The 19,329-nt window shown below is 35.4% G+C and carries 10 protein-coding genes; 4 read left to right on the forward strand and 6 right to left on the reverse strand.

All coding sequences use genetic code 11. The features are described 5' to 3' along the window. The first annotated feature begins 76 nt into the window (after window positions 1–76). Window positions 77–856, forward strand: coding sequence for a tryptophan synthase subunit alpha (trpA, locus tag HNP25_RS17400; protein WP_184136237.1), 780 nt, complete (start codon window positions 77–79; stop codon window positions 854–856). A gap of 215 nt (window positions 857–1,071) precedes the next feature. Here the strand turns inward: trpA and HNP25_RS17405 are convergent, their stop codons facing one another. The 4 genes from HNP25_RS17405 to HNP25_RS17420 form a co-directional block, all read right to left on the reverse strand. After that, on the reverse strand, window positions 1,072–1,524 hold the full coding sequence (locus HNP25_RS17405) for a GIY-YIG nuclease family protein (protein WP_184136239.1): 453 nt from the start codon (window positions 1,522–1,524) through the stop codon (window positions 1,072–1,074). Between the two features lie 338 nt (window positions 1,525–1,862). Then, window positions 1,863–2,456, reverse strand: coding sequence for a CPBP family intramembrane glutamic endopeptidase (locus HNP25_RS17410; protein ID WP_221432498.1), 594 nt, complete (start codon window positions 2,454–2,456; stop codon window positions 1,863–1,865). 326 nt (window positions 2,457–2,782) lie between these two features. Then, window positions 2,783–3,709, reverse strand: a complete 927-nt coding sequence (locus HNP25_RS17415; RefSeq protein WP_184136243.1) for an alpha/beta hydrolase — start codon at window positions 3,707–3,709, stop codon at window positions 2,783–2,785. 370 nt (window positions 3,710–4,079) lie between these two features. After that, window positions 4,080–8,252 (reverse strand): T9SS type B sorting domain-containing protein, encoded by a 4,173-nt coding sequence (locus HNP25_RS17420; RefSeq protein ID WP_184136244.1) that lies wholly within the window; start codon window positions 8,250–8,252, stop codon window positions 4,080–4,082. Window positions 8,253–8,661: 409 nt separating this feature from the next. On the opposite strand from HNP25_RS17420, the gene HNP25_RS17425 reads away from it, so the two are divergent. After that, window positions 8,662–9,753: a PorP/SprF family type IX secretion system membrane protein gene (locus HNP25_RS17425; protein ID WP_229202903.1), complete on the forward strand. Its 1,092-nt coding sequence runs from the start codon at window positions 8,662–8,664 to the stop codon at window positions 9,751–9,753. 273 nt (window positions 9,754–10,026) lie between these two features. Here the strand turns inward: HNP25_RS17425 and ettA are convergent, their stop codons facing one another. Further along, window positions 10,027–11,697 (reverse strand): energy-dependent translational throttle protein EttA, encoded by a 1,671-nt coding sequence (ettA, locus tag HNP25_RS17430; protein WP_184136246.1) that lies wholly within the window; start codon window positions 11,695–11,697, stop codon window positions 10,027–10,029. Window positions 11,698–12,253: 556 nt separating this feature from the next. Between ettA and HNP25_RS17435 the strand changes: the two genes are divergently transcribed. Next, window positions 12,254–13,534, forward strand: coding sequence for a DUF349 domain-containing protein (locus tag HNP25_RS17435; RefSeq protein WP_184136248.1), 1,281 nt, complete (start codon window positions 12,254–12,256; stop codon window positions 13,532–13,534). Window positions 13,535–13,688: 154 nt separating this feature from the next. Here HNP25_RS17435 and HNP25_RS17440 read toward each other — a convergent pair whose 3' ends face one another. Further along, on the reverse strand, window positions 13,689–16,730 hold the full coding sequence (locus HNP25_RS17440) for a serine hydrolase domain-containing protein (RefSeq protein ID WP_184136250.1): 3,042 nt from the start codon (window positions 16,728–16,730) through the stop codon (window positions 13,689–13,691). Between the two features lie 347 nt (window positions 16,731–17,077). Between HNP25_RS17440 and HNP25_RS17445 the strand changes: the two genes are divergently transcribed. After that, window positions 17,078–19,093 (forward strand): TonB-dependent receptor plug domain-containing protein, encoded by a 2,016-nt coding sequence (locus HNP25_RS17445; protein WP_184136252.1) that lies wholly within the window; start codon window positions 17,078–17,080, stop codon window positions 19,091–19,093. Window positions 19,094–19,329 lie beyond the last annotated feature (236 nt).

The raw sequence follows: 19,329 nt of genomic DNA on the forward strand, positions 1-19,329 counted from the left end.
TTGAGAGGGGGAGCTTATCGTCCGAATTCTCCCCCTCTCAGCAGGAGAGGGGGGCGGGGGTGAGGTCTTTCGTTATATGAACCGTATTACAGCACTTTTTTTAGAAAAAAAGACTCAGAATCTTAATATTTACTTTACTGCTGGTTTTCCAAAAATCAATGATACAAAATTGGTTTTGAAATCTTTACAAGAAGGCGGAGCAGATTTAGTCGAAATTGGAATGCCTTATTCAGACCCTGTGGCGGATGGCGAAACGATTCAGCAAGCTAACCAAGTGGCTTTGGACAACGGCATGACGGTAAAGCTTTTGTTTGAACAATTGGCGGGTATTCGTGAAGAAGGTATTACTGTACCCATTTTATTGATGGGTTATGTAAATCCAGTTTTACAATTTGGCGTTGAGGCTTTTTGTCAGAAATGTCAAGAAGTAGGCGTTGATGGTTTGATTTTGCCAGATATGCCAGCAAGCGTTTATGAAGAAGAATACAAAGCCATTTTTGATAAGTATGGTATTCTGAATATTTTCTTGATTACGCCACAAACCAGCGAAAGCAGAATCAGACATATTGACGAAATATCGCATGGTTTTATTTACATGGTTTCGTCGGCAAGTACTACTGGGGCAAAATCTGGTATTTCAGATGTACAAGAAGAGTATTTTGAAAGAGTAAATGCTATGAATTTGACAAACCCAAGACTCATCGGTTTTGGTATTTCAGATAATGAAACCTTCAAAAAAGCTTCATCCCATTCAGCAGGAGCAATTATCGGTAGTGCCTTTATCAAAATGCTAAGTACTTCCACAGATTTAGACGGCGATACTAAAGCCTTTGTAAAAATGGTAAAAGGACAGTAATTCGGGTTTCCAACCCGAAAACAAAAAAGCGTTGAAAACCATTTGAAGTTTTTAACGCTTTTTTTGTTAAGTGCCATTGCTCGTATCTTCACGAGTATTTTGTCAGTTTAATAGGCAAATCAACGAAATATTGCCCGTGATGACACGGGCAACGGCGTAAAAGTAAGTCCGTGAACCTTTTGTAATTTTATCGCTGTATATTTCGTTATTATTCACTATTTGCTTGTTCGTTTCCCCTTATTGTTATACTTAGGTTTGTGCTTGTCATAAAGAAACTCTTCCAATTCTTTTCTTCCTAATTCAACTGTCAAGATAGAAACTTCAAGTTGGCTTTCTATCCAATTGTTGAGTTTTATTTCAATTTCAGGGATAAACTTTTTTTGAGAAGTTGCCTTTTCAAAGCTTATATGGTCTTTATACTTTGTGTGTCCAATTGTTCGTCTGATGACGTGATTTTGTGTATTTAATAAATCTGCCATTCTTGCTCTTATTGAACCTGTTTCGCCAACATAACTAATTTCTCCACTTTCTCTAATTAGATAAACACCTGCATCTGTCGGAAATTGTTTAGTCCAATCTCTTGTCAATTTAATACTTTTTCGATTATTGTCTGAAAGTAATTTTTTCTCAAGTTCTTGTAAATATATTTTGATTTCTTGTGGTGTCATTTACTTTGTAGGGTCGTTCTAAAATGGTAGCCAACGAATATATAACCGCCATAAACTATTAAAAAAACATAGTTTTATTGCGGGTATATTTTATATGTCTCTGAGCTCGTTAGTTAGTCCACACTTTTTTAAAACTAATTATTTATTTCTAAATATCCAATCTGTTTTTATTTGGTTAAAATACCTCAAGATTTTGTGCCATTGCTCGTGTCTCCACGAGCATTTTGCCAGTTTAATAGGCAAATCAACAAAATATTGCCCGTGATGATACGGGCAACGGCGTAAAACCCTAATGTTGGTGGCAGTTTTTCTTGGTTGCCCAACTTTGCTCGTCGAATCTATAACAGATAAAATATACAAAATATCATTCCTAAATTAAATGCCGAATGACAAATTATAGCTCCTAAAATAGAGTCTGATTTTTTTCTGAAAGTAAAGAATAACAAACTCACTAAAAACATACTTGTTACCCAAATTATGGTCGGAATAGTAAAAAAGTCCCATTTTTCATTGATGAAAACCAAACCAAAATGTGAAATGTGAGTTAACGCAAATGCTGAACTGTCAACTATTGATGCTTTTTTCTCTCCAATTGATTTTGCAAAACTTGAATGTACAATGCCTCTGAAAAACAACTCTTCTCCGATTGGGCTAAAAGTCATTCCTGTTATTGCCATAATAGCAAACATTATATTCTTGTCAGATTGAGTTATAGTCGCTGGAATTTTATATGATTTTCCAACGTACATATACCAATTTTGATATGAATTACCATATAAAATTTGTCCGAAAAAATAAAGCAATATGCTTGCAATTAGTCCACAAACAAATGCAATCAATAGCCATTTAAAATTTCGTGGTTTTGTAATTCCAATTTCTTTACGTCCATATTTGGTCAAAAAGATAAATGGTGCAATTGCCGAAATCGTCATAATCAGTCCAATAGAACCATAACTTCCCGAAGAGTTTGCATTTAGTACCAAGATAAATCGAGGAATACACACAATGAGAATTAGGAAAAGTCCAAATTTCCAATTAAAGTCAAAAAGTCTGCTCCAAAACGGTTTTAATTCTCTGTCCATACATAATATTTGTCAAACGTTACTTGTCTGTTTAGACGTTCTTTATAAAATTGCCACCAACGGTTTACAGCTTGGCGAAGTGGCGGAAATAGAAGCACAAATGTTCAATCGAAGAACTGCTGTTGGATTTAGCACTGAACTCGCCATTTTGCCAAACTACTGTTGGCGGTAGTTTTTTATTTCATCCACTTTTCAATGGTGTTTATAAATTCTGTTTGCTGGTCAACAAATGGATAATGTGAACAGTTGTCAATAAGTTTAAAATTCTGTTCCTTGACGATTTTTTTCATATCATTCAATTGCTTTTTCGAAAAAATTTTGTCTTGTTGTCCGTAGATAGCAAGTAACTTGACTTGCTTTTTAAGTTTTTTTAAAACAGGCTTTGTGTCAATATTATTTTTGCTTTCGTTTTGATAGAATAGAGTTGGAGCATTGTCATTTCGGATATTGTTTTTTCCAAACTCACTTTTTTTATAATCATCTCGAAGTTGGTTTGCTTCTTTTGTTGGAAATGGCATTTCGAAATAATTTCTTTTGCTCGCAACTTCATAACATTTTTGTCTATATTCAGCAGAATTTTTAGGAAGTTTTTCGATTTCTGAAATTGTAGAAAGCATTAAACTATCTTTTTGTTCTAAATAGATTTTTCTCGTCGTTTCCAAAATATGGTCATAGGTTTCTTGTTGAGAAAACAATGCTCCTGCAAGTATTAATGAGTTTACTTTTTCAGGGTTTTGTTCTGTAAAAAGTGTTCCAACCAAACCGCCAAAACTATGAGCAATAATATTTGCTTTTTTGATGTTGTATTTTTGGTAAAGATTATTTAAATCTTCAATTGCTTCTTGAAAAGTAAAAGTTGCAGTTGTGTCGATGGAACGACCTTCACCTCGTCTGTCATAAACAATTACATAAAATCCTTTTTTAGCTAATTTTTCGGCTGTTGTTCCCTCAAACAGTGTTGAATTTCCTCTTGGTCCGCCGTGAATGAAAATAATCGCTGGATTTTCGCTTTGTCCATACGCTTTTGAATAAATGGTATTTGTCTGAGCATTTATTGTCAGCGATGTTAAGATATAAAATAGGATTAAATATATTTTTTTCATCTGTCGTTTATTGTTTAGCGGTGTCTTTGGTCAAAATTACCGCCAACTCGTAAATATACGCATGTTTACGTTTTTTTTCTTGTGCCGTTGCTCGTGTCTCCACGAGCATTTTACCAGTTTAATAGGCAAATCAACAAAATATTGCCCGTGATGATACGGGCAACGGCGTAGTGAATAATCACCATCATTTAGATATACGTCCATTACATTTAGTGAATAGCCATCATCATTTAGATATATGTCAATTTTTCATTTAGTGAATAGCCATCATCATTTAGATATAAGCTTATTCCATTTAGTGAATAGCCATTAACATTTATCTAAAAACAAAAAAGGGTTGAAAACTTTAAATCGTTTTCAACCCTTTTTATTACCAAGCTACCGTAACAGCTCCTTGTTTTTTGAGTTTCCCTCGCTCAGGAAAATATTCAGCCGTATAAGTAATTTCCCAAACGAATGAATCTGGCTTTAGTAAAACTCCTTTATACTTACCATCCCAACGATCTTCAGGCTGTTTAGAAGTAAATAATAACTCGCCCCAACGGTTATATATTTTTAAATCAAAATCTCTGACATGTGCCGTGAAAACCTGAAAAGAATCATTTTGTAAATCGCCATTTGGCGTAAAAATATCAGGCACTAAGATACTTGGCTCGCATCTATCCACAACATTTGTACTTGCTTTGCTTGTGCAGCCTAGCGTATTGGTTACTTCTACGGTATAAATTCCAATATTTGATACTGAAATCATTTGACTCGTTTGTCCACCTGGAAGCCAACGATACGTTAGGCCTTCACCAGCACCAGCATCGAGTTTAATCGGTAAAGCATCTGGCACGCACAATGGTATTTCAGATTTTAATGGAATAAATGGTGAAGGCAATAAACGAATCACAATATCATCCGTTGTTCTACAATTGCCCAAATTGGCATTTAATGTAAAACGTCCTTGCTGAGTAGGATAAATAATATTGGTTGTTTGCCCAGTATTCCAACGATAAGTAACACCTGTTTCAAGATTTGTACCGATGAAATCAATGCCATTTCTACAAACATCTCTGTCTGCACCTAAATCTACTTTAGGTGATGGCGAAATTGTAATTGTTCTAGCAACTTTGCCTACACAGCCATTTGTACCTGTTAATTCATAACGAACGTTATCACTTTGTGGTAACGTAGGAGGGGTATAGAGCCCATTTGAACTAATATTTGAACCAAACCAAACTCCAGTTGCTGGACTAGCAGTAAATTGAACAGGACGAGTTCCAGTACAAATTTCGTTTGGAACATTTACGTTAATCACTGGAAGGGGCTTGAACGAAACCAAAGAATTAGCTTTACTGATACATTTACCTGTGAAATCAATTACTGTAACGGAATAAATCCCTGCTTGCGTTACATTAATACTAGGTGTTGTTGCACCAGTATTCCATAAAATGGAACCAGCAGTATTGACTGCTCGGAGTACAATTGTTTCTCCCAGACATTCAATTGGTGGTCTTGAAATGGTGGTTACTGTTCTTGGTCGTACCGCAATTATCAGCGGACTTTCAATGTGTTTACAACCTGAAGCATCTTCTAATTCTAAAGTATATGTTCCAGCACCCAAACCATTTATTAAGTAATTTCTTGGTGAAACCAATATTGAACCTACTGAACCACTTTTAATCGTTACGTCTGGGTTTCCATTAATCTTTAAATCAAAAGTAATTGGCTGAATCCCACTATTTGCATTCACCGTAAAAGCTATCGAACCATCGTTCAATACATCACAATAAGTATCTGTTGGTCTTACAATAATGTTTGGCTTGGTATTGCCCAATGCCAATAAAGGAATATTGAAAGTAGTATCACAAGCAACTCTACTTTGGATGGTCACACGATAATTGCCAGCATCCAAACCTCTAATTGAGTTTCTACTTTGTCCAGCGATAAGTACGCCATCTTTATACCAAACAAAAGTATAAATATCCGTAGGAGATAAACTTTGAATGGCGATTTGTCCATCTCTGATACTACAATTACTTGGTAGCGTTTTATTGACTACAAAAGTTGGTTTTGGTAATGCACTCACTACAACTTGGTCTCTTACTTCACAATTGGTTGTACTTTCTTTAACGATTACAGAATAAGTACCTGGACGAACCACTACGATACTTGGTGTCGTTTGTCCAGTATTCCATAAATAAGTACTTGTTGGGCTACTACCTGCATTGCTTGCTGATAAAGTAAAAGAAGAATTTTGACAGATAGTTGTATCTGCTGGAAGATTAAAAGGTTTTGCCGAAAAGAGATTTACCTTCACAGAATCTTCTGCAATACAACCATTTTTTTCTACAAATACTGTATATTTTCCAGACCTTGTCGCTACTAAAGTACTCAGCGTATCTCTTGGTAAATAACTACCATCAATCAACCAAAAGTAATGGCTGTTAGGAAGGGTATTTCCTGCATTTAACGTAGTTGTATTCTGGCAAATATTAATATCATTGCCTAAATCTGCATTGGGAATGGCAAATATTTCAAACTCTTGCGGAGGAAGTAAGGTATCGCTCAAACATTTATTTCCCATACTTACAAAAACATAGTATTTCCCAGGAGTATCGAACTTATAAGTTACTTGTAAGCCTGTATCACCCGCCCCGCCTGATTTTTGATAAACTGCTCCAGCAGGCAAGGTATATTTCCCTGTCCGAGAGTCTGGCTGTGGAGGAGTACCTCTATAAAAGTACCAATCAGTTTTTGTATTTTTAAAAGTCTCTCCTTCACAAAGATGATTCGTCTGGAAATTTGAAGGTGAACCAAAACAAGTATCCGAAGCCATAATACCTACACCAGAACCTCTTGTAATTACTACCGTTGTAGTCGTTGGCAAACCCAACTGACTGGTTTTGCCATTTAAACTAAAGGAATCTCTTCGATAGTAAGCAGTATCTATTTTTACTTTAGTGGCATTGGTATAAGAAACGGTATCATTCGGTAATTTTATCACACCCAACGTATCACTTCCTTGTACGGCTAAATAAATTCTTCCATCTGGTCCTAATTGTACAGAACCATAATATTCTTTTTTAGAAGAATCTAAGGTGATTTTAGATTTTGCTAAAGATGCCTCATCTCCTTGCGTTAAATCATAACGCAATAAAGAAGAGTATGAACCTGGTTTTTTAATGGTATCGGCTTTCATCGTTACAAAGAGCGTTCTGCTATCTGGCGAAAACTCAACACCATAAACGGTTGGTGGGGCTGGCCCTAAATCAATTGTTTTTTTATTCGAAATTGCTCCTGTAGAATCTGCAAAATCATATATTTCCACAAGATTTCTTGTTCCACCAGGAATAGCGATGGCTAATTTGGTAGCATCTTGCGAAACCTTTAAATAGCCTTGTGCTTTTTCTGGAGAATCTATCGTTGAACCAATATCAATGGTTTTTGAAATAGAAATTCCATTTTTAGTAACACGATACATTCTGTAAGTATTGTTACTATAATCATGAGAAATTACCCAGTAAGTAGAGTCTTTTTTAACAAAAGTTGAGATGAGATTTTCCGTAGAAGAAACATCATCTAAAGGTAAATTTTTAGCAATTACTTTCCCTTTTCCTACATTCATTCGAATATCAACAATCGAATAAGTTAGTTTCTTTTGTCCATTAATTTCTGTCGTTGTAAAAATATAATAATACGACTGGCAACCCTGACAACTAGGCTGTGGCACAATTACGGCTGACTGTGTTGAAAAGGAACTTCCCTTCAAGGTATCAGTCGGAAATACGGCTTGCATTTCCGTACCATCCTTATCATACACTCTTCTTCCGTCAGTATAAAAAAGTAAATTGCCATTTTGGTCAGCGATAGATGAAACACCTTCTACAGTATTTAATTTTCCTTCAGTATCAGCTGTTGCCGAACCGTTTGAAAATTTAATACCGGCGTTATTACCAAAGTACCAAGAGGTTTCAGCAGGTTTTGGAGGCGGTGGAATACAAAGTTGAACATTGATTTTGTTTTGAGCAGAACAGCCTGTAATAGAATCTGTTACTTGTACAGAATAACAGCTTGTGGTATCCGCAATGAGCGTTTGCGTACTATCGCCTTTTGGAAACCAACGATATTTATATGGTCTATTAGATACGTCAGTATTCGGATAAGGATTTAATACAATAGAACCGGGATTACAAATAGTGGTATCTTGCTGTGAAGGAGTTTGTCCCAAAAAGAAAGCTTGCGGTGGTGCAAAAATTTCAAAAGTTTTGGTATAAGTAACAGGCACACCCCTTTCTGTACGTACAAGGGTTACGGTTTTTGTACCCGGAGTAGTATATAAGTGTGCTGGATTCCTCAGCGTGGAAGTATTTTTTAGAGTACTAGCAGGGTCACCAAAATCCCATCGCCAAGCTGAAGCTGGAGTAGCAACCAAATCTTTAAAAACGGTTGCCGCTGTAGTATCTGAACATTCTGATAAACAAGTTTTTGCTACACTGAATTGAGCATGAGCCGTATTTGACCATGCCCATGTTAGAAAAACACAGGAGATGAGCAAAAAAAATCGTTGTATGCTACTAATTCTAAACATTCTTTCGTTATAAAAAATGAAAATACTCTTTGCTTCCGATATAGACAGCTATTATTCCTAAAAGGTTGGATATTAAAATACTTATTAATTTTTTGATTTTAATGAAAAAATCTTCTTTAAATTTAGGCTCTTCTACGATTACATAAACAAAAACAAATTGTTTTGTTGCATGTTCCCGAAAAAAGATTTAGTAAAGTAACTCTTGATTGTATGAACGTAATTCAAAGGAATGTAGCAAATTTTAAACGAAATTTACTGTTTAAAATTATAGAAAGCGTTAGATAGTACAGATTTACGTTAGTAAAGTACAGTTTTATGCCAGTGGTATTTCAGGATAAAAGATTTTACTAATAATTAATAAGATGATTAATCGTTAATGAAAATACTCATAACCATTGCCAATTCCATGTTAAAAAGAAGTTTTCTGTTGATATTGTGTATATTATCTTGGTCTTTTGCAGAGGCTCAGGATCCGCAATATTCACAGTTTTATGCAGCACCCATGTTTTTAAATCCTGCTTTTGCGGGTTCTGCTAAAGCTCCTAGAGTGAGTTTAAATCATAGAAATCAATGGCCATCATTAAGTGCTAATTTTGTTACTTCATCACTTTCTGCGGATTTGTATTTAGAAAAACTGAATAGTGGTGTTGGTTTATTGCTCACTTCCGACCGTCAGTTTACTAATTTAACCACAACTGATATTGGTGCTATTTACTCTTATCACCTTAAAATTAGTGATGGTTTAAGAGCGAATTTAGGGGTTCAAGGTTCGTATGTTACTCGTGGGGTAAATTTTGCAGATTATACTTTTGGTGACCAAATTAACACTTATCTGACTACTGGAGCGTATCCACGTTATTCTTCCGACCAAATTTTACAAGGTGGAAATAATCTTACTCCACAATTGAAATACTGGGATTTCTCAACAGGTGCAATTGTTTATGGAGAACAGTTTTGGGTCGGAGCATCCGTTCATCATATCAATCAACCAAATCAATCTTTTTCAAATCAAAATGCTGTTTTACCTGTCAGAATCGGTATTCAAGCAGGGTTCAATATTCCTTTGGATGATTATATGTTAGGAAATAATTTGGGTGATGCCGTTGACAGAGAGAAAAGTATTACGCCTGTCGTTCATTACCGACGTCAGGGACAATCAGATCAATTAGATGTGGGTGCGTACTTAACGTATTCGCCAATTGTAATTGGAGCTTGGTACAGAGGAATTCCTATTAAAACATACAAGAAAGATAACACAAGTATTGTTAGTCACGATGCTTTGGTGTTTTTGGTCGGTTATCGACAAGATAATTTTTCGATAGGATACAGTTATGATGCTACGATTTCAAGGTTAAGTTCGACAGGCGGAGCACATGAATTGTCAATTTCATATATTTTCAGTGATTTAATTCAGCCGAAGCGAAATGCCCGTCCGAGAAAAGGCGAATTGAAATGTCCGAAGTTTTAAATAGAATACATGAGTCATCCCGAATTTTAAAATCACAAAAAAGCGGTCAAAAAACTAATTTCGACCGCTTTTTTATGATTGATGGGCAACGAATTCCTACTGTTTGAGCGAAGCGAGTTTAGGAATTCTTGAATTTCTTTTGTTACTTTTCTTGTTTCAAGACAAGAAAAGTAAGGATTGTACAATAATAAATATAAAAACCTCTCAAATCGTCCTATACCTCACTATTCTAAGAAAAAATTCGGGATGACTCATGTTTCTGAAAATAATGATTTACTCTCCCAACTTTTTATAACGAATACGTTTTGGAGTAGCATCGTTACCCAAACGTTTTTTGCGGTTTTCTTCATAATCAGAGAAGTTGCCTTCAAACCAATATACTTGCGAATTTCCTTCAAAAGCCAAAATGTGCGTTGCAATTCTATCTAAGAACCATCTATCATGGGAAATGACTACTGCACAACCGCCAAAGTTTTCAAGGGCTTCTTCTAAGGCACGTAAAGTGTTTACGTCCAAATCGTTGGTAGGCTCATCTAGTAAAAGTAAGTTAGCACCTTCTTTCAACATCATCGCTAAATGAACACGGTTACGTTCACCACCCGAAAGGTTACCAATTTTCTTTTCTTGGTCTGCTCCGTTGAAATTGAATTTACTCACATAAGCTCTGGCATTTACTTGTTTGCCACCTAGCATTGTATGTTCTGTACCACCAGAAATCGTTTCAAAAACAGATTTTTCACCTTTCAATTGGTTATGTTCTTGGTCAACATACGCCATTTGAACAGTATCACCTACTTCAAATGTACCTGCATCTGGCTGAGCTTGTCCAGTAATTAACTTAAAAAGTGTTGTTTTACCAGCACCATTTGGCCCAATTACGCCAACAATACCCGCTGGCGGTAACGAGAAAGTAAGATTATCAAACAATAACTTATCGCCATAAGCTTTCGTTACATTGTTTACTTCAATTACCTTGTTCCCTAATCTTGGCCCAGCAGGAATGAACAATTCTAATTTATCTTCTTTTTGACGGTTTTCTTCCGACATCAATTTGTCGTAAGCTTCCAAACGTGCTTTAGATTTTGCCTGACGAGCTTTTGGTGCCATGCGTACCCATTCTAATTCACGCTGTAAAGTTTTCTGACGACGAGACTCTGTCTTTTCTTCTTGAGCTAAACGATTTTGCTTTTGTTCTAACCAAGAAGAGTAATTTCCTTTCCACGGAATACCTTCGCCTCTATCCAATTCCAAAATCCAACCAGCGACATTATCCAAAAAGTAACGGTCGTGAGTAACGGCAATTACCGTTCCTTTGTACTGACGAAGGTGTTCTTCTAACCATAAAACTGATTCAGCATCCAAGTGGTTGGTAGGTTCATCTAATAAAAGTACATCTGGTTCTTGCAACAACAAACGGCACAAAGCAACACGGCGTTTTTCACCACCCGAAAGATTGGCAACGTTGGCATCAGAAGGCGGACAACGCAAAGCGTCCATCGCTCTTTCTAAACGAGTATCCAATTCCCAAGCATTGTAATGGTCAAGTTTTTCTTGTACTTCGCCTTGGCGTTCTAACAATTTATCAAAATCAGCATCTGGGTCGCCAAAAGCTTCGTTGATTTCATCGAATTCTTTCAATAAAGCTACAATTTCTGCAACGCCTTCTTCTACTACTTCTTTTACTGTTTTTGTTGGGTCAAGCTCAGGTTCTTGTTCCAACATTCCTACAGAGTAACCAGCCGAAAATACAATATCGCCAGTGTAGCTTTTGTCTTTTCCAGCAATAATTCTTAAAAGAGAAGATTTTCCTGAACCGTTTAGCCCTAATACGCCAATTTTAGCTCCGTAGAAAAATGATAAGTAAATATTTTTAAGTATTTGTTTTTGGGGTGGAACGGTTTTAGAAACACGTTCCATAGAAAAAATAATTGTTTCCTGACTCATTGGGTTAATTTATCGTTTAATGTAATTAGTTGTCGTTTTGTAAAAATTAATAGAATGTTTTTCTTCTGAAAATAAAACCTTAATCATTCATTCAAAGATAGTATTTTTAATTAAAGCCTCCTTACCTTTCTTGTCTGGTAGCTTAATTATGCTGTTAAAATTCATGAATTTAGAACAATAAGACTTTGAAAGAGTTTTTTTAATAAAAAAATTAATGGTTTTGACTGCAATTAATATTCAATTATCGTTTATTTTAGGCTTGATTTACGCATTAAAATAAAAATTTTGAGAATAGATGGATTATGTGGATAAATCATTAGATTTTTTGCTGAAAATCAGTAAATTGCGGAAAATTTAGGTGGTAGAAGAGTTTTCATTTTCAAAATTTGTTAATTTTAGAATTTTGAAATTATTTTCAATCAGAATCGTTTCTTGAACAAATAAGTAAAATAGAATTTTAAACAATCACAAAACTACTAAAATAAATTCAACCTAAACCATGAATCTCTTAGAGTTATGAGCCTTGCCAGACACTCTAATCATGTAATGTAAACCAATGGAAAATACAGTAAAGAACTCCGCCGACTATGGCTATTGTAACGATGGTAAGGTCTATTTAAAAGGATATTCAGAATATCCGGAACGTCAGATTGGTGTCGTTAGAAACACAGAAGATGAGGCGCTACAATATTTCGTGAATCGTTTTACGATTGCCGAAAATAAAGTATCCTTACTTTTTGAGCAAGTAGAAGAAGCTCAGAACAAAGGCTCTTATCTTACCAAACTACTTCAACTTCGCAAAAATCTCGTAGAATTTGATGGCTTAGGAAATTTTATGCCCTTGCTTGAACGCTTGGATGGCTTAGAATTGGAACTAAGAGAGCTTATTCTGCACAACCAAATCAAAAATCTTGAAATTAAAAGAGCTTTGATTGAAGAGTTGAGAGAAGCAAGCAAGAGTGAAGAATGGGCAGAAACTACTGAAGCCATTATGGAAATTAAAACCAAATGGTTGAAAACAGGGCCTGTTGATAAATCTTTACAAGATGGCGTTGAAGAAGAATTCAACGGTATTGTAGATGATTTCTTCGTAAGACGTCGTGAATATTATGCTGAGAAAAACCGTATCATCGACGAAAAGCTAGCTACGCTTCAACGCATTGTTGACGAAGCTCGTAATTTACGTTATGAAAAAGATGTAGATGCTGGTTTCCTTAAAATCAAGGACTTGCAACGTGAATGGAAAACCATTAGTCAGGTGCCGCCTAAAAAGCAGAGCCAACTTTGGAAACAATTCAAACGTTCAAGCGATTTCTTCTTTGAGCGTTACAACCGTGATAAAGGAATTGTATCAACGCCAAGAGTTGATCCTAGAGTACAGCAAATGAAGGATATGACGACCGAATTGGAAGGATTGTTCAAACAACAAGATTTGATTCCACAAACTTCTGAAAAGGCAAAAGGATATTTAGTAAAATGGAAAGAGTTATCGGCTCTTGCCAAAAATGTTGATAGAAGTATTGCTGAACGTTTCAGAAATATCTGTGATAAGATTTTCGAAATGAATTACTTGTTGAGAGTAATTAGCTATCGTCACCCAGCTTTACATGAAAAACCAAGAATTGAGCAATTGAAAATCATGATTAATCAAATGGATTACATGACTAAAAAAGAGAAAAATGAATTGGATTCATTCATCTCTGATGCCAATTACAATGGTCAAATGGGAGATAAATTGGTGATGAACAAAATCAACACCCAAAAGCGTAAAATCTCGATGAAAGAAACATTATTGATTGAATTCAAGAAAGAACTTGAAATTTTGTTAGATCAATAGTTTTCTATGAGACTTTAAGATTGAAGATTCAAGACAAAAGATTTGTTTATGAATCAAATCAAATGAAAAAGCCTTCTGATGCAAATCAGAAGGCTTTTTTCGTAGCACGAGTTTCCAACTCGTGAATTATTATTTTACGAGTTGAAAACTCGTATTACTGTTGTTTTTCAATTGATTTATAAACAACATCCATTACTTTTCGCCTGATTTTTAAAGCATTGATTTTATTGTTACTTGCCGATGGATATACTCTGTTTGAAAGGAAAATAAAAACTAATTCCTTTTCTGGATCTACCCAAACCAAAGTACCTGTATAACCCGAATGCCCATAAGAACTTGGCGAAACAGAAGCAGAAATATAATTACTTTCGCCATCTGCTGGAAGTTTATCCCAACCTAAAGCTCTTTCACTTTTAGAAGAAACACTGTTGGTAAAGACGTTGATAGTTTCTTCACTGAAGAATTTTAGCTGATGAATACTTCCTTTTTCAAGATTCATCTCAAATAATTTCACCAAATCTGAAGCTGAGCTAAACAATCCTGCATGACCCGACACGCCACCTAACATGGCTGCGGTTTGGTCTTGAACAGTTCCTTGTAATTCTTTTCCTCGAAAAAGTCTATCGTTTTCAGTAGGTGCAATTTTGGCTTTTTCTATTTTTTTCAAAGGATTAAATCCTGTTGTTTTCATGCCCAGAGGCTCGTATAAATATGAATTTGTGAAAACATCCAAGCTTTGTCCAAGTATTCTTTCTACAAGATGTTGCATTATCATCAAACCCAAGTCGCTATAAACATAGCTAAAGTTGCCGTCTTTATCTCGTTTATTGATTAATGGAGATTTGATGACCCATTTCCAAACAGAATCTCGAATAGCAGTTTTGGCAAACATGCCTTCGGCTACTGCTAGCGGATATTCCAACGATTGCGTATCGCTATAAAACTCTTTTTTCCAACCCAAAGGAATCCGTGTTTTTTCCCAAAAAGGAATGTAAGCAACTAATCCTGCTTGGTGCCAAAGAATATCCCGAATCGTCATGTTCTCTTTGTTTGTTCCTCTGAGTTCTGGAAGATAAGTAACGATTTTTTCGTCTAAAGTAATCTTCTTTTGGTCATAAAGGTACATTACCGCTTGGAGTGTTGCGGATACTTTGGTAACAGATGCTAAATCATAAACGGTTTGGTTCGTCACTGGTGGGCTTGTTAATTCATAAGTAAGTTGCCCATAGTTTTTATTCAGAATAATTTTCCCTTTTCTGGCAACGAGTACTTGGCAACCTGGAAAGACTTTCTGACTGATGGATGAAGTAATAATCGGGTCGATGCCTTTAAGTACTTCTGGATTCATTCCAACGCTTTCGGGCGAGGCTTTTTCTAATTGTCCTTGTCTTTTAAGCGTAATTCCATCGCCAGCTTTGTAGAGATTTTCAACCGAAACAGGCAATTTACCAACCGCAGGGATTTGTCCAAAAAGTACTTTTGTCATGGCTGAATAAGAGGCATCGTCGTCTTCATAACCACAAACTACATTAGATACTTCTGGAAAATATTTCAAACTATAAGGATTCCCAAACACGCAGACTACCACATTGGGCGTTTTTTTCTCAAGTCTTTTGATAAAATCTTGTACGCCAAAACTTAAATCTAATCTACTCGCAGATTTTTTATTGATGTTATGAACACTTAGGATAATGGTTTGGGTTGAATCAACATTTTTTAATACTTCATTAAAAAGGTTTTCATCGCTCTTCTTCACACTGGAATACTGTGGCATAGAAGTAAAAGAAGCCAGACTTTGTTGAAAACGATTGTTCGAAGCAATGTCTAAACTGACCGAAACCAATTTATTATTTTCAGTTGAAAGCGGTAAAAGCTTTCTTGTATCTTTCACGACGGTAATCGCATTCTCGAATAATCCTTGTTTGATTTGCTGTGCCTCTGGCGTATGTAATTCCTGATATAAATTATTAGTTTCTATGTATTTGAAGCGATTCAAACCTACCCAATATTTAGCATGAAGTATTTTTTTGACACGGTTATCAATTTCGGATTGTAAAATTACACCTGATTGAATGGCATCTTTAATTTTACTGATGCCTTCAGGAATGTTTTCTGAATAGAGTAAAATGTCATTTCCAGCGATAAATGCCTGTAAATCAATTTCTCCAGAAGATACTCCTTGGCCACTACGTACGCCTTTCATGTTCAAGGCATCAGTAATGACCAAGCCTTTGAAGCCCATTTCTTTTTTCAATAAATTGGTAATGATACTTTGTGATAGCGTAGCTGGACGCCAGTCGTAAAATGGAATTTGTAAATGACCAACGATAACACTTTTGATAGAATCTTCAATGAGTTGTTTGAATGGAACTAACTCAGTATCGTGCATACGTTCGAAACTATACGATACTTGTGGCAAAGTGAAATGCGAATCGCTATGCGTATCGCCATGACCGGGGAAATGTTTGGCACAAGCCAAAAGTTGATTGTTCTGCATGCCTTTCATGTAGGCACTACTTTTAGCAGCAACATTTTCGGGAATTTCGCCAAAAGAGCGAAAACCAATCACAGGATTTTGTGGATTTGAATTAATATCAACAACAGGGGCAAAGTTTAGATGAATTCCTAAACGTTTGCATTGGCGTGCAATTTCTGTCCCCATGTCGTAGATTAATGAATTATCCTGAATTGCCCCCAGAGTAATCTGTTTTGGGAAAGCCATTGTGGCATTTACACGCATTGCTAAACCCCATTCGCCATCAATACCTATCAACAAAGGGATTTTTGTAGTTGATTGAAAACGGTTATTCAGATTAGCATAAGAAGTAGGCTCGCCTTGAAAAAATATCAAGCCACCGATATAATTATGCTGAATTAAATTTTCGAGTTTTTTAAAATGTGCTTCTCCATGCGTTGGATTTACCGCCACCATGAAAAATTGACCAATTTTTTGGTCATTATCCATTGATGCAAAAATACTATCAACCCATTGGCTTTCTAATAACTGACTATGATTGGTGAATTTAGGAGCTTGAAGTAAATGAGCTTTTTTGACAATTTTCTTGCCATTCCACACTTTCTTTTCCGTTTTTGAAAAAGGCAAAAACGTGTTGTTTAAAGCTCCTATAAGTGGGCTTTTGATAGCAAACCAAAGGAGTATAAGTGTGAGCAAAAACAATGAAAATTGCTTATACATTTGATGAATTAATGGTTGATGTACGATAAAAAAGATACAAACTTACAATAAATTTAACGCTTAATAAACAGGAAGAGGAAATTTGAATTAGATAAAAATTTGCTTTCGTAAATAGTAAAAGGAGTTTGAGGAAGACAGCGTGATTATCAATGGGAAATGGTTTGTAATCAAACTAATAACGAAAAAGCCGTTTATTTTATTCGGAATGATTATCTATTTAAGTTTAAATGATAAGTAGGAAGTTAAACCTTAATTATTTCATAAAAGGAATCAATAGCTATTTTAAGGAGAATTGTAAAAATTGTGCGGTCAAAAAATTATCAACTTGAACTTGAAAACCCAATAAAATGTCAATTTTTACTTGTATTCTGCTGAGTCTCTCAATTGCTACGGATTCAACGATAAAAAAACAAAACTTCATATTAGATGAAGTAACGGTAATTGCTCAAAGAAGTGAGCAGAAGGTATTTAATACGATGGGTTCTGTAGCAGTACTAAACGCTAAAAACCTAAAGAATTACCAATATAGGAGTACTCCAGAAACTTTATTTGGTGCCAATGGCGTGTTTGTACAGAAAACAAATCATGGCGGAGGCTCACCTTTTTTAAGAGGATTAACAGGAAACCAAACGCTTATTTTAATTGATGGCATCCGTCTAAATAACAGTACTTTTCGTTATGGACCCAATCAATACTTAAATACGATTGACCCATTTTTGATTCAAAATATCGAAATATACAAAGGCGGAGGTTCTGTACAATACGGTTCTGATGCAATGGGCGGTACTTTGCAAATCAATACTGCTAATCCAGTTTTTGCGGTTGATAAACCAAAAGTAAATGGGAATGCTATCGTCAGATATGGCACTTCGTCTCTTGAAAAAACGGCGAGAACAGACCTTTCTTTCGCTACGCAGAAAATGGCTATCAAAGCGGGTTTGAGCCTCAGAAAATTTGGAGATTTAATCGGTGGCGATACTACTGGAGTACAATCTCCTTCGGGTTATGATGAAGTAGCGTTTGATGTAAAAGCTAAATTCCAGCTTTCAAAAAATATGTTTTTAACAGCCGCTCATCAAAACTTAAATCAAAGTCATGTGCCTGTTTATCACAAAGTAAAGCTTGAAAACTTTAAGATTAATGAAATGTCGCCACAGAAAAGAGCACTTTCATATCTACAATTTGATATTAAAAGCGAAAACCGTTTACTTAAAAATTTGGCTTTCAATGTTTCTTATCAAGGTACCGAGGAAGGGCGAAATTCTCAGAAAAATGCTTCGAATGTGTATCGTGTAGAAAATGATCAAGTAAAAACTTTTGGTTCTTTTATCAATGTACGTTCTGAAATTTCACCTAATTGGGACGCCAGTTCTGGTATAGAATTTTATGCGGATAAAGTAAACAGTACGAAACAAGATACAGATTTTCAAAACAATAAAATTACTTATAGCAGAGGTTTATATCCCGATGCTTCAAGCTTTAATAGTTATGCGGCTTATTCTTTGCACCATATCAATTTGAATAAATGGGATGTAAATTTTGGTGCTCGCTTCAATGCTTATTCTATCCATGTAAATGACCAAACTTTAGGGAAAGTAAATGTTTCGCCACAGGCTTTGGTGGGAAATTTGGCTTTAGGCTATCATCTGGAAAATCATTCTATGACTTACTTATCGTTTAATACGGGCTTCAGAGCACCCAATATTGATGATATGGGAACTTTAGGCATTGTAGATTTTCGTTATGAATTACCAACAGCCAACCTAAAACCTGAAAATTCTTATAATTTTGAATGGGGCTATAAATTTAGAACATCCACTTTTTCTTCAAGTGTTGCTTTGTATCATAATCAGTTAAGAAATTTGATTGCACGAGTAAAAGTAGAAGGACAAAAGATTAATGATTATCAGGTTTACCGAAAAGAGAATGTTGAAAAAGCCTATATACAAGGTTTTGAATGGGCGACAGAATGGATGGTTTTACCTGAAATTAAAATTTATACAGACTTAGCTTATACTTATGGACAAAACGAAACGAAGAACGAACCTGTAAGAAGAATTCCTCCACTGTCTGGTAGAGTAGGAGTACATTATCAGGCAAATACTGCATTTTTTGTCAAAGTAGAAGACATCTTTGCTGGAAAACAAGACCGATTGGCACAAGGCGATAAAGATGACAACAGAATTCCAAAAGGCGGAACAAATGGCTGGAATGTACTCAATCTTTATACGGGTTATGAATACAAAAATGTTACTTTGATAGGCTCATTTCAAAATATTTTTAATGTAGATTACCGCACACATGGCTCAGGAATTAATGGTGTTGGTAGAAGTTTGATTGCTACTTTAATGCATCGTTTTTAAGAAGAATTAAAAGAGATTATCTACCGATATAGTGTTCCTAACGGAACTATAATCAAACAAAACATGAGTCATCCCGAATTTTTCTTTAAATAGTGAGGTTTAGGGCAATTTGACTGGTTTTCTATTTATTATTTGTCTAGTCCTTACTTTTCTTTCCTCGTATGTTTGTCTTACTAAAAATCATGTTAAAATAGATTAAATTACGATATTAGCTTTTGAGTGGTGAGAGGATATTT

This window comes from Arcicella rosea (assembly GCF_014204325.1).
In the GTDB taxonomy this organism is placed as follows: Bacteria; Bacteroidota; Bacteroidia; order Cytophagales; family Spirosomataceae; genus Arcicella; species Arcicella rosea_A.